This is a genomic window from Pelovirga sp. (assembly GCF_059864205.1).
Map to the genome: position 1 here is coordinate 24,479 of NZ_JCBCBS010000153.1, position 12,630 is coordinate 37,108.

At 52.4% G+C, this 12,630-nt stretch carries 11 protein-coding genes; 7 read left to right on the forward strand and 4 right to left on the reverse strand.

The features are described from left to right. Nucleotides 1-66: 66 nt before the first annotated feature. From AC6F7T_RS09820 to holB, 4 genes are all read right to left on the reverse strand, one after another. The gene (locus tag AC6F7T_RS09820) at nt 67-1,455 is read right to left on the reverse strand and encodes a TatD family hydrolase (RefSeq protein WP_500718373.1); all 1,389 of its coding nucleotides are present in this window, start codon (nt 1,453-1,455) and stop codon (nt 67-69) included. A gap of 134 nt (nt 1,456-1,589) precedes the next feature. Beyond that, a complete protein-coding gene (gene metG / locus AC6F7T_RS09825) occupies nt 1,590-3,119 on the reverse strand; it encodes a methionine--tRNA ligase (RefSeq protein ID WP_500718375.1) in 1,530 nt (509 codons plus the stop codon). Between the two features lie 42 nt (nt 3,120-3,161). Beyond that, on the reverse strand, nt 3,162-4,286 hold the full coding sequence (locus tag AC6F7T_RS09830; RefSeq protein ID WP_500718378.1) for a regulatory iron-sulfur-containing complex subunit RicT: 1,125 nt from the start codon (nt 4,284-4,286) through the stop codon (nt 3,162-3,164). A gap of 18 nt (nt 4,287-4,304) precedes the next feature. Next, nucleotides 4,305-5,276, reverse strand: coding sequence for a DNA polymerase III subunit delta' (gene holB, locus AC6F7T_RS09835; RefSeq protein ID WP_500718399.1), 972 nt, complete (start codon nt 5,274-5,276; stop codon nt 4,305-4,307). A 266-nt stretch (nt 5,277-5,542) separates the two neighbouring features. Here holB and rnc point away from each other — a divergent pair, with 266 nt between their 5' ends. The 7 genes from rnc to leuS form a co-directional block, all read left to right on the forward strand. Beyond that, entirely contained in the window at nt 5,543-6,253 is a 711-nt protein-coding gene (gene rnc, locus AC6F7T_RS09840) for a ribonuclease III (protein WP_500718380.1), read from the forward strand. Continuing rightward, a complete protein-coding gene (gene era / locus AC6F7T_RS09845) occupies nt 6,246-7,157 on the forward strand; it encodes a GTPase Era (protein WP_500718384.1) in 912 nt (303 codons plus the stop codon). Before rnc ends, era begins: the two co-directional genes overlap by 8 nt. Nucleotides 7,158-7,217: 60 nt before the next feature. Beyond that, the gene (gene der, locus AC6F7T_RS09850; RefSeq protein WP_500718387.1) at nt 7,218-8,540 is read left to right on the forward strand and encodes a ribosome biogenesis GTPase Der; all 1,323 of its coding nucleotides are present in this window, start codon (nt 7,218-7,220) and stop codon (nt 8,538-8,540) included. Nucleotides 8,541-8,572: 32 nt separating this feature from the next. Further along, entirely contained in the window at nt 8,573-9,649 is a 1,077-nt protein-coding gene (locus AC6F7T_RS09855) for a DUF4388 domain-containing protein (protein ID WP_500718389.1), read from the forward strand. Between the two features lie 46 nt (nt 9,650-9,695). Then, nucleotides 9,696-10,070: a response regulator gene (locus AC6F7T_RS09860; RefSeq protein WP_500718392.1), complete on the forward strand. Its 375-nt coding sequence runs from the start codon at nt 9,696-9,698 to the stop codon at nt 10,068-10,070. Nucleotides 10,071-10,224: 154 nt separating this feature from the next. After that, a complete protein-coding gene (gene infA / locus AC6F7T_RS09865; RefSeq protein ID WP_092348240.1) occupies nt 10,225-10,443 on the forward strand; it encodes a translation initiation factor IF-1 in 219 nt (72 codons plus the stop codon). Between the two features lie 475 nt (nt 10,444-10,918). Continuing rightward, nucleotides 10,919-12,630 (forward strand): leucine--tRNA ligase (leuS, locus tag AC6F7T_RS09870; protein WP_500718393.1); only part of this gene is annotated, 1,712 nt, incomplete at its 3' end.

Consider the following 12,630-nt stretch of genomic DNA (forward strand, 5'->3'; position numbering starts at 1 on the left):
GCGAAGAGAACGGGTGGTGAAAAGATTTATTGCCTTTTTTTGGAGCCAAAAGCATAACCAATTTTTTTAACCGACTTCGTTGTATTCACGAATACGAAACGCGACCCCTAATTCCTTTGCCAGTTTCTCGCAGGCAGCAATATCGATACCCGGGTAGGTGACCATGGTCGCAGTCACGTCGGGAATATAGTCTTTGGCCAGGCGCAGAAATTCGGTCACTGCGGCAAAGGATTGTTCGCCAAAGCGCGATTGACAGAGATTCTGATAGGTTGTTGCATCGGCAGCATTGAGGGATACCGAGATCGCATCCACCAGCCCGTTAAGGTCGGGCAATATGTTGCGGCCATGGACCAGGTTGGCCTGACCATCGGTGTTGATACGGATACAGCAACCTTGTTCTTTAAGACGTCGTGCTACGGCCAGGATCAGATCGAGACGCAACAGGGGTTCGCCATAGCCGCAGAAAACGATCTCACGATAGGGTGTGGGATCACCAATCGCGCTAAGAACTTCATCGACATCGGGTTCATGATCAAGTTTAAGTTCATGCCCCTTGACGACAAAATCGTTAAACTTGGCGCAAAAGATACAGCTGTTGGTACAGCGGTTGGTGATATTGAGATAGAGGGAATCGCGAATCTGGTAGGCAATGGTTGCGGCGGTTTCAATCGTGCCGATACCGAACAGGTCGTAACAGTTGCGACTGGTGATCCGGGCAACATCGGCCAGTTTCAGCCCCTTGATTTCAGCAAGGGTCTCTGCTGTCTGAAGCAGATAGGCTGGCTCGTTGCGTTTGCCGCGATACGGTTGTGGTGCCAGGTAGGGGCAGTCAGTCTCAAGAAGAATCCGCTCCAGGGGCAGTTGACGCAACATGGCGCGCACCTGATCATTTTTGGGGTAGGTAATCGCCCCGGTAAATGACAGATAAAAACCCATATCAAGGCACTTGTGAGCCATTGCCAGGTCGCCGCTGAAACAATGCAGGACACCACCAACCGCAGCGGCCTGTTGTTCAGCGAGGATCCTCAGAACATCCTCATGGGCATCACGATCATGAATGATGACCGGCTTGCCCAATTCTCTGGCGAGCTGGATCTGAAGCCGAAACGCCTGCTGCTGGGTGTCGTGGGGGGAACGGTTGCGATAATAATCGAGACCGATTTCACCGACGGCAACAACCTTTGGTTGTTGTGCAAGGTGGCGTAATTGTTCCAGGGCACTATCATCAAGTTGTGACGCATCGTGTGGATGAAAACCGACGGCTGCGTACAGCGGTTCGTAGCGCGACGCCAAATCGACATTGGTGACAGAACTTTGCAGATCGCAGCCGATAGAGAGGATGTAACGCACCCCAGCTGTCTGTGCAGCGAGGAATACCTGATCCAGATCTTCAGTAAAGCGACTGTTGTCGAGGTGCGCGTGGCTGTCGACCAGTTTGGGTGTAGCATCAATCATGTTTTTATGCTCAACAGTAAAAAGGGTCCGTCACCACCCCCGTAGGGCGCAACCGGTTAGAAAAAAAGTAGTTACTATTAAAAATGGCGTTCTTGGCGCAGGACCTCAGAACCGGTGCTGAACAGATGCAAAGGTTACTGGGTTTCGATGCGTGGAAACATCGGCGTTGCTTTTTCAATGGCGGTTCCCGGGGCCAGGCGTACGGAAAAATCGAATGTTTCTGTATGCAGGGTGCTGATGTCGCGCCCGAGCAGGGTAAGGATTTTCTCTGCAGTCCGGGGCATGAACGGCGTCACCAGTAGAGCGATAACCCGCAATGAATCCAGCAGGTTGTACATGACCGTACCCAGGCGTTGCTGCTGCGTCGGGTCCTTGGCCAAGGTCCAGGGCGCGGTCTCGTCAATGTATTTGTTGCCGGCGGAAATCAGTTCCCAGATGGCAATTAACGTCTTGTTAAAGGCCATTTCATCAAGCAGGGCATCGGCTTTGGTGACGGTTTCGGTGAACAGGGCAATAAATTTATCATCGATTGTCTCTGCCGTCCCTGGTTGCGGCAGGGTGCCGCCAAAGTATTTACCGAGCATGGCGGTAGAGCGGCTGATCAAGTTGCCAAGATCGTTGGCCAGATCGGAATTGATGCGGCCGATCAGGGCACTGTGGGAGAAGTCGCCATCCAGCCCGAAGGGAACTTCGCGCAGTAGAAAGTAGCGGATGGTGTCGACACCGTAGGTATCGGCGAGCATGTGTGGCTCCACCACATTGCGCAAGCTCTTGCTCATTTTCTGCCCTTCGACTGTCCACCAGCCATGGGCGAAAACCTGACGGGGCAGAGGAATCCCGGCGGCCATCAGGAATGTCGGCCAATAGACGGTATGGAAACGCAGGATATCCTTGCCGATGACATGGACCGCCGGCCAGAAGGTGGTAAACAGCTTGTCCTGATCCTCAGGGTAACCGAGGGCGGAAATGTAGTTGGTAAGGGCATCAAACCACACGTAGATGACGTGCTTTTTGTTTCCCGGCACCGGAATTCCCCAGGAAAAAGAGGTTCGCGAAATCGACAGATCACGTAGACCTTCACGGACAAAGCTCAAAATTTCATTGCGGCGCGACTTCGGTTGGATAAAATCGGGATTGGCCTCGATATGGGCAAGGAGTTGCTCCTGATATTTACTCATCCGGAAGAAATAGGATTCTTCCTTGAGCTTGGTGGTTGCGCGACCACAATCGGGGCAGTTGCCGTTGATCATCTGGATTTCGGTCCAGAAGGTTTCACAGGGGGTGCAGTACCAGTCTTCGTACTCACCCAAATAGATGTCCCCCCTGGCTTCAATGGTTTTAAACTGTTCCTGTACCGTGTGTTTATGCCGCTCCTGCGAGGTGCGGATAAAATCGGTATGGGAAATATTGAGTTTGTCCCATAGCGCCTGAAAACGCTTAACTACCCGATCCGCCAGTTCCAGTGGGGTTTCGCCGTTGGTCCTGGCCGCTGCTTCAACCTTTTGCCCATGTTCATCGGTGCCGGTCAGAAATGCCACCTGATAGCCGCGGGCACGCTTGTAGCGGGCCATCACGTCACAGGCCAGGGTGGTGTACGCATGGCCGATGTGCGGAACATCATTAACGTAATAGATTGGTGTGGTGATGTAGAAAGTCTTTTCCATTATTGTGCGCTCCCGCAAGGAAGAGGGTTGTCATTGTACTGATCAGGATGCCGGCGTATCCGGACTTTTGGGTCGATTGGAACGTCGTCTGGGACGACGGCGTTTTTTTGCCGGTTTGTCTTGTCGGGATGCGTCGACCGGAGTCGTCGGCGCTTTTTCCGGTGCCGTTGTTGCTCCCGGTTTTTCCCTGGCCGTCTCCGGCGTAACCGCTTGACTCCCAGGTTCCCGCCGTTGGCGGATACGTCGCCCTTGATTTTTAGGTTTTTTCGCCGCCGGATTGTCCTCGGGTGACATCGATTGTTTTTTCGCCAGAGCTGGTGACTCGAGGATGTCCGCCGGCTGTGGATTGGCCGCCAGGGCAATCTCATGCTGGAGCGCCTCAATCTGCATGCGGCAACGTTCACCACCGGGGCAGGACAGGGTCACCGCTTGTTGCAGAATATCGAGCGAGACCACTTCAGCCGTCCCCGTGCGCAAGGTGACTTTTTTGCCGAGTTTAGGCAGTTTTTTGCGCATCTCGTTGTAGTTTTCATACTCGTAAGCGAGGCAGCAGAGCAGGCGTCCGCATTGACCGGAGATTTTTGTCGGATTGAGGGCAAGCCCCTGGGCTTTTGCCATTTTTACCGAAACCGGTGCAAAATCGCGCAGGTAGCTGCTGCAACAGAGCTCCCGGCCACACACGCCGAGGCCACCGACCAGCTTGGCTTCGTCACGTACACCGATCTGGCGCATTTCAATACGGGTGCGCAGCTGTTGAGCCAGATCGCGCACCAGATCGCGAAAATCAATCCGCCCATCGGCAGTAAAGTAAAAGAGTACCTTGGAACCATCAAACAGGTACTCGGCACGTACCAGTTTCATGTCAAGACCACGCTGTCGAATGCGTTGGCGGCAGTAGGCAACAGCTTCTTTTTCTTTTTCGTTGTTGCCGGCAGCCATGGCCAGATCGGCTTCAGTGGCCAGGCGCAGGACTGATTTGAGCTTGGGCGGGGCTTCATCAGACGGGGTGTCACGCGGGGCGCTCACCACCGTGCCGAGGGCGCGCCCACGTTCAGTTTCAACAACAACCTTGGTGCCCAGTGCTAACTGGAGGTCGCCTGCTGCAAAATCGAATATTTTCCCTGCACAGTGGAAGGAGATACTGACAAGTTTCAACGGTTGGGTCATGGGTGTCCCTGTTTACGTTCAGGCGTGGGCAATCTGCATCAGCATATGATCAAGGGTCAGGTGCAGATTGACGTTGCGGCCCAGATAGGTGCGCGCTTGTGCCACGGCCCCCAGTTTAGTAATCAGTTGCGGCGTTGACAGCCGGCAGCTCTGCTGCTTAATCAAGGGTAACATATCCTGATTGATCAGTTGATCTACCGGCTGTCCGTGCTGATAGAGCAGCAGGTCGCGAAGATAGATATCGAATATATTGAGGATTTCACCGATGAGATCCTTTTCTGCTTTAAGGGTTTGCGCCAATTCGAACGTTTGAATAGTACTTGTTGATGACAAAGCTGACAAGGATTGAATCAGCCCGGCACGTTTTTTAAGGTAAAGATCCTGATGCTGCCCTAAGGCTTTTTCGAAACTGCCGTCGGCAACCGCAGCCAGCACCAGCGCTTCGGCTGCACTGATGGCGAGGTCGTGCTCAAGGTGGTGGGCGAGGGCCAGACGCGGCAAGCGGGTGAAGCGCACCCGCTGACAACGGGAGCGAATAGTTTCCAGCAGGCTTTCGGGTCGACTGCTGATCAAAATAATCAGGGTGTCGGCAGTGGGCTCTTCAAGGGTTTTCAATAGAGCATTGGCCGCTTCACGGGTCATCAATTCGGCGTTGTCAATCAAACACACCTTGCCCCGTCCCGCAAAAGAGCGCAGCGCCAGTTGTGGCTGCAGGGAGCGGATCTGGTCGATTTTTATCGTCTCGCCGTCCGGCTGCAGGAGATGAACATCAGGATGTGAGCCGGCAGCCAGGTGAGTGCAGGAGGAGCAGCGACCACAGCCGCACCCTGTTTCACACAAAAAAGAGCAGGCGAAGGCTTGTGCAACCAGCTTTTTGCCGATACCGGCATGACCATCAAAAAGATACGCGTGGGCGATCCGCTGCTGTGCAATGGCGCTTTTAAGCATCTTGATTTGCTGCTGGTGGCCAATAATGGTATCGAAGTTCATCACCGCTGAAATATTTCCTTGTCGAGCTATAGTACGCGGATTTTTAGCCAGGTAAATCAGGGAATGGCATTATGGTGCACGTGCGGCAAGTTTTCAAGTTCTATCCCGTTTAGTCGCAACATCAGGTTTTATCGACTATTTATGACAACCACTAAAGGGAAGAATGGAAGCGTTTATCGATCATTGTCGTGGGTTGAAAAGAATTTGTGCTAAGTTGATGAATTGTCTATACTGCCGCTTCATTATCGGGGTTTTACGGAGACAACGTGGAAAACGAAATTTTCCAGCTGCAACAACAACTTGGCTACATGTTTTCTGATTCTGGATTGGCTGTCCAGGCGCTAACCCATAAATCGTTCAGCAACGAGCAACCAGAGGCTGTTGACCACAATGAACGTCTCGAATTTCTTGGCGATGCGGTCCTGGAATTGGTGGTCAGCGATCTGGTGTATCGCCTTTTTCCTGATATTCCTGAAGGCGGGTTGACCAGGATTCGTGCCGAGGTGGTCAGCGAAAAAGGGTTGACGGAAATTGCCCGCAAACTGCAGATCGGTCCCTGCCTGCGGCTGGGGCGAGGTGAGGTGAACAATCAGGGGTACAACAAGCCGAGCCTGTTGTCTGATGCCCTTGAAGCGTTGCTTGGGGCAGTGTTCCGTGATGGCGGTTTTAGCGCAGCCTGTCAGGTTGTTGAAAAAAACTTTTTGACGGCTATCGAAGATTCAGCGCGTTTGCGCTATGGCAGCGATCATAAAACCTGTTTACAGGAACGCCTGCAGTCGCATTTTAACAGTTTGCCTGAATACCACTTATCGCAGATTGAAGGGCCGGATCACAGTAAGGTTTTTTTTATGGAAGTTCATTTCAAAAACAAGATTCTTGGCCGTGGCCGGGGTACCAGTAAAAAAAGTGCGGAACAGCAGGCTGCGGCCGCTGCGCTGGATCATCCGCTGCTGAAAGGAGTCGCTGCAGATGAGTGATCACACCAGCCCGTCATTTGTTTCAGGATTTGTCGCTCTTGTTGGTCGCCCCAATGTCGGCAAGTCAACCCTGCTCAACCGGATACTCGGGCAGAAAATTGCCATTACCTCAAATAAGCCTCAGACAACGCGCAACCGGATACTGGGAATTTATAATACCCCGGCCGCACAGATTCTTTTCCTCGATACGCCCGGTATCCATCGTCCACAAGGCAAACTCAACAGGTTTATGGTGGATCAGGCCGTAGGTGCCTGCTCCGATGTCGATCTGATTCTGCTGTTGGTTGAAGCCGGATCACGCCCTGGTCCGGCAGATGAAGCCATCTTTGCCCTTTTACGCCCCCTTAATACTCCGGTCTTTCTGATCATCAACAAAATCGATCAGGTTGCCCCGCCGTTATTACTGGAACAGATGCAACAGTTCAGCAGTGCCTTTGATTTCGCCCAGATCATCCCCCTGTCGGCCATCAGTGGCGATGGCGTGCCGGAGTTGTTGCAGGCCGTTACCCACATGTTGCCGCCGGGCCCGTCCTATTATCCGGAAGATCAGGTGACCGATCTGCCCGAACGCTTTATTGCGGCGGAGATGATTCGCGAAAAAATTATGCGCCAGACCAGCGATGAAATACCCTATGGGGTCGGCGTCAAGGTAGATCAGTTTGAGGAGAAGCCGGAAAAGAATCTGGTGGTCATCCAGGCGACCATTCACGTCGAGCGCGACAGCCATAAAAAGATTATTGTCGGCAAGGGCGGGCAAAAGATCAAACTCCTTGGTCAACAAGCGCGTCACGACATTGAACGGTTGCTTGGCACCCGGGTGTTTCTCGAACTATTCGTGCGGGTTGATAAAAACTGGAGTCAGAGTGAGAGAATGCTGCATGAACTGGGCTACAGTAACAGGTAGCGTCGCAGTATGGCCCTGCGTCTGCTGCACCTTTATAGATGAAAGTTGAAGTGAAGAACTATGCTCAAAACTGTTGCCATTGTCGGTCGCCCCAATGTTGGAAAGTCGACCCTGTTCAATCGTCTGCTTGGACAACGCAAGGCGATCGTTGAAGATTTCCCCGGGGTGACCCGTGACCGTCATTACGCCGAAATTACCCGCTATGACAAACCGTTTCTGTTGGTCGACACCGGCGGTTTCGAGCCGCAAACTGCTGATCAACTGCTCAGTCAGATGCGCGAACAATCGCAAGTGGCCGTCGAAGAGGCGGATATCATCATCTATCTGCTTGATGCGCGAGACGGTCTGACGCCGGCGGATAAGGAGATTGCCGCCATGTTGCGGCGTACCGAGAAGCCGGTCCTCTACGTTGTCAACAAGGTCGATGGCGACAAGCAGGAAGCAGAAACCGTCGATTTTTACAATCTCGGTATCGATTCCTTTATTCCTCTGTCGGCGGAGCATGGGCGTGGTATCGGCGAACTGATTGATACCCTCGAAGCCTTGCTGCCGGAACAAGCTGCGTTACCCGCAGTCGAAACGGAAGTGCGTCTGGCGTTGATCGGGCGACCCAATGTTGGTAAATCATCGTTGGTCAATCGGATTCTCGGTTATGAACGGGTAGTTGCCAATCCGGTCGCCGGCACCACCAGGGACAGTATCGACACCCCTTTTATGTTTGATCAACAGCGTTACGTGTTGATTGATACCGCCGGTATTCGCCGCAAAGGACGGGTGAGTGAGGCGCTGGAAAAATACACTGCCATCCATGCGTTAAAAGCGATGGATCGTTCCCATGTGGTACTGATGGTCATAGATGCCACCGAAGGGATCACCGATCAGGATCTGTCGATTGCCGGCTATGCCTATGAAAAGGGGCGGGCGGTGATTCTGCTGATCAATAAATGGGATGTGCCGGAAAAAGATAATCACACGATGAATTTTTTTGTCGAGGAAGTACGGCGGCGCTGCAAGTTTCTCCCCTTTGCCCCCCTGCTGTTTGTGTCAGCATTAAGTGGTCAACGGATTAACAAGATCATGCCGCTGGTCGCCGAGGTTGCCGAACAGTTCAATCGCCGGATAACAACCGGACAGATCAATCAAGGGCTGGAAGAGTTTCTTTCCAAGCATCCACCCGCAATGGTGCGCGGCCAGCGACTGAAATTTTATTATGCCACCCAGAGTGCTGTGCGCCCGCCGACTTTTATGCTGTTCAGTAACCGTCCCGATGATGTCCATTTTTCCTATGAGCGTTATCTGGTAAACTGTTTCAGAGAAAAATTCGGTTTTGATAAGGTTCCCGTGCGTCTGCAGTTTCGCGGACGTGGTAAAGAAACACGTTAACCCTCTATCTTGGTTTCGGGATTGTCGTCATCATGAGCCTCGAAGGGCGCCTTGAAGATCTGCATATCTGCTCCATTTTGCAGTTGATCAGCCTCGGCAAAAAATCCGGGACCTTAACGCTGAAAAATGGTCATGATCATGGCAGTATCAGCTTTCATGATGGTCAGGTGGTGCGAGCCGGTTCCAGCCGCTTTCCCCAGGGGCTTGGCACCCTGCTGGGCGAGCGTCGGCTGATTTCATCACTGCAGCTGGAGGAGGCGCTGAAATTTCAACAGCGTTTGCGACATCATCAACCGTTGGGACCGATTATCACCTATCTGTATAAGCTGGCGGCACAGGACATTGAGGCGGTGGTGGGTGAGCAGATCGAGCAGATTGTTGTTGATTTCTGTCGCTGGCAAGAGGGGGAATTCTGCTTCACCATTGAGGTGGTAGATTCATACGGCAGCGCTAAACTCAACCCCCTTGACCTGATCCTTGAAAAAGGCTTTAGCCCACAGCGTCTGGCAGTGAAAATGCGGTTACTCGGAGCAGCCAGGCAGGATGTGCCACTGAACGATGACCAGCTGGAAGCCAAACTTAAAGAACTGCAACAGCGTCAGGATCGTAGTCGGATCACCCTGCTGCGCGGCATGCTGGCCGAATTACAGGAACCGGATCTTGGTGGCGGCATTGTCCTGTTGATTCTGCGCTACGCCAGTGAACTAATGCAACGTGCCATTTTTTTCGATGTGCGCGGCACGCAATTGATTGGTCTGGGGCAATTTGGCCATGCAACCCACCTTCAGCAGGCTGATCAGCCGGTGCGCCGGTTGAGCGTCGAGGTCAGCGTCGATTCCCTGTTTGCTGAAGCCATCAAAAGCCGGTCACTGGTGCGTGGGGCGTTGAACTGTGCTATGACCACACAGCGTCTATGTTCATTGTTGGGGCGCGTCCCTGATGATGTGCTGGTGGCTCCTTTGTCGAGCGGCGGCCGGGTTGTTGCGCTCCTGTATGGTGACGGTTTTCATCAATCGGATGATGCTTCGGCTCTTGATGCCTTTGCCCTCTTTTTATCGCAGGCCGGCATCGCCATGGAACAGTTGTTACAATCGGAGGCCGTGGTTTAAAGTTTTTCAATCGGTGCTTTTGTGATTTTTTAATGAGGAGTATGGCATGCAGAGAAAAATTCTGATCGTAGAAGATGAAGAGAGTTTGTTGAAACTCGAGAGTATTCTGTTAACGACCAAGGGCTTTCATGTTCAGGGAGTTACCACCGGGACGGCGGCATTAAAGGCCGTCGCGGAAAACCCCCCTGATCTGGTTCTGCTCGACATCATGTTGCCGGAGATGGATGGATTTGAGGTCTGTCGGCAGATCAAAAGCTCCCCTCAGAGCCGACATATACCGGTGATCCTGCTGACGGCAAAGAAATCGCCGGAAGATATGATACGAGGCAAGGCGGTGGGTGCCGATCAGTATATAACCAAACCGTTCAAGTCTTCCATGGTGATTGCCGCGATTGAACGGTTGTTAAATCCGCCGGCCTAAGGATCGGCGTTCAGTTTGTTGCCCGCAGTAATTTCCCGGCAGGATGCCATTTAGCTGCGTTTGCTGCGCCGACAGGGACTTGACACTCCCGAGTGAACGTGTAATAAGTCGCCATTATTTCATTTTGTCAACGTATAATGGGCAGGAGGCTCCATTGGCCAAGGAAGAAGCTATTGAAGTAGAAGGAACGGTTGTAGAACCATTGCCGAACGCCATGTTCCGCGTCAAACTCGATAATGATCATGTTGTTCTTGCCCATATCTCAGGTAAAATGCGCAAGTATTATATTCGTATTCTGCCAGGTGATCGGGTCACGGTCGAACTCTCACCCTATGACCTTACCCGTGGTCGGATTACATACCGGGCAAAGTGATCCCTTTGTCTGTCGCCTTTGCGTTTACGATAATTTTAATGGTTTTCTGTACGCATCGGTCACCCTCACTGCAGTACCTATTTATCTGTTTAAGTTGAAGACGATGCCGGCTCCAGCCGGTTTTCGTGCATCTGGAAGCAAAAAAATGAAAAACTGAACTTAGAATTCAGAATACAGAATTTATAAAATAGAATTTGGTTAACCACTTGGCTCCAGTTATAACGGTTAGAAGATCGGGACCGATGCGACCTGCTAATAATCTGGACCCTGCGACTTCGCGCAGGATGACAAAGAAGCACGTTTATGGAAAAGAACCGGGCGTCATTCTGCGCGTAGCGAAGCGAAGTCGCAGAATCCATATCCTGTTTTCTGCTTTACTGGAGTCAAATAGATAACCGGAAAATAAAATAGAATTAAAATAGAATTTACAAAATAGATAACATCAGTGTGACACTGTTAATACGTCGGAGTTGATATGGAAAGCCAGTACGGTCCGGAGTGGATTGAAGCCAAGTGGCAGGATTTTTGGGATCAGCAGAAAACCTTTCGTGCTGACCAGCACAGCAGTAAAGAAAAATTCTACCTGCTCGAAATGTTTCCGTATCCTTCAGGTCGCATCCACATGGGGCATGTTCGTAACTACGCCATCGGCGACGTGGTTGCGCGCTTCAAGCGCATGCAGGGGTACAATGTGCTACATCCCATGGGGTGGGATGCTTTCGGGATGCCGGCGGAAAATGCCGCCATCGAGCATGGTATCCATCCGGCCAAATGGACCTATGAGAATATCGATAATATGCGCAAACAGTTGCGCCGGATCGGATTGTCCTATGATTGGGAGCGCGAGTTTGCCACCTGTGATCCCGAATATTACCGTTGGGAGCAGTTGATTTTTCTGAAAATGCTGGAGCGTGGTCTGGCCTACAAAAAAACCTCGTCAGTCAACTGGTGTGAAGACTGTCAGACCGTGCTCGCCAATGAGCAGGTCGAAGACGGCAGCTGCTGGCGCTGTGCCCAAACCGTTGCCCAAAAACAACTGGAGCAGTGGTTTTTTAAAATTACCGATTATGCTGATGAGTTGCTTGACGGAACCGATAGCTTGAGTGGATGGCCGGAGCGCGTGCTGGCCATGCAGCGCAACTGGATCGGCAAAAGCTACGGCTGTGAAATCATTTTTCCGGTTGCCGAGCGCAAAGAGCAGATCAAGGTCTTCACTACCAGGCCCGATACCCTGTTTGGAGCGACTTTCATGAGCCTGGCCCCGGAGCATCCGTTGGTGGATGCGCTGGTCAGTAGCGAACAACGGTCGCAGGTTGATGCCTTTATCACAGAAGTGGCGCGCCAGGAAAAAACCGACCGTATCAGCGGTGAAGTAGAAAAAAAAGGTGTTTTCACCGGCTCCTACTGCATTAATCCAGCCGACGGGCGCAGGATCCCCATCTACCTCGCTAATTTTGTCCTGATGGATTACGGCACCGGCGCACTGATGGCTGTGCCTGGCCACGATGATCGTGATCACGACTTTGCCCTTAAATACAAACTGCCGATCAAACAGGTTATTGCCCCGAGCGACGGCCGCGACATAGATGTTCAGGAGAAGGCCTTCACCGAAAAAGGCTTTTTGGTGTCTTCCGGAAAATACAGCGGCCTGACCAGCGAAGAAGCCTTTGATGAAATCGCCAGCTACCTGGAAACCAACGGTATCGGCAAGCGCACGGTCAATTACCGGCTAAGAGACTGGGGCGTATCGCGCCAACGCTACTGGGGCTCGCCGATCCCGATGATGACTCTGGAAGACGGCACCGAAATGCCCGTGCCCGACGACCAGCTACCGGTTCGCCTACCGGAGGATGTCGAGATGGACGGCGTTCAGTCGCCTATCAAAGCCGATGCCAACTGGTGCAAGACCGAATACAACGGCCAATCAGCAACGCTGGAAACGGATACCTTTGATACCTTTATGGAATCGTCCTGGTATTACGCCCGCTTCTGCAGTCCCAACTACGATCAAGGCATGCTTGATCCGGCAGCCGCCAATTATTGGCTGCCAGTCGATCAGTACATCGGCGGTATCGAGCACGCGATTCTGCACTTGCTCTACGCCAGGTTCTTCCACAAATTGCTGCGGGATGTCGGCCTGGTGGACAGCTCCGAGCCCTTCAACCGCCTTTTATGCCAAGGCATGGT

What these genes read in the sequence shown, in the direction of transcription:
- AC6F7T_RS09830 (WP_500718378.1), bottom strand. Translation starts at nt 4,286, where the DNA reads ATGACCCAACCGTTGAAACTTGTCAGTATCTCCTTCCACTGTGCAGGG.
- AC6F7T_RS09860 (WP_500718392.1), top strand. Translation starts at nt 9,696, where the DNA reads ATGCAGAGAAAAATTCTGATCGTAGAAGATGAAGAGAGTTTGTTGAAA.
- metG (WP_500718375.1), bottom strand. Translation starts at nt 3,119, where the DNA reads ATGGAAAAGACTTTCTACATCACCACACCAATCTATTACGTTAATGAT.
- der (WP_500718387.1), top strand. Translation starts at nt 7,218, where the DNA reads ATGCTCAAAACTGTTGCCATTGTCGGTCGCCCCAATGTTGGAAAGTCG.
- era (WP_500718384.1), top strand. Translation starts at nt 6,246, where the DNA reads ATGAGTGATCACACCAGCCCGTCATTTGTTTCAGGATTTGTCGCTCTT.
- AC6F7T_RS09855 (WP_500718389.1), top strand. Translation starts at nt 8,573, where the DNA reads ATGAGCCTCGAAGGGCGCCTTGAAGATCTGCATATCTGCTCCATTTTG.
- holB (WP_500718399.1), bottom strand. Translation starts at nt 5,276, where the DNA reads ATGAACTTCGATACCATTATTGGCCACCAGCAGCAAATCAAGATGCTT.
- AC6F7T_RS09820 (WP_500718373.1), bottom strand. Translation starts at nt 1,455, where the DNA reads ATGATTGATGCTACACCCAAACTGGTCGACAGCCACGCGCACCTCGAC.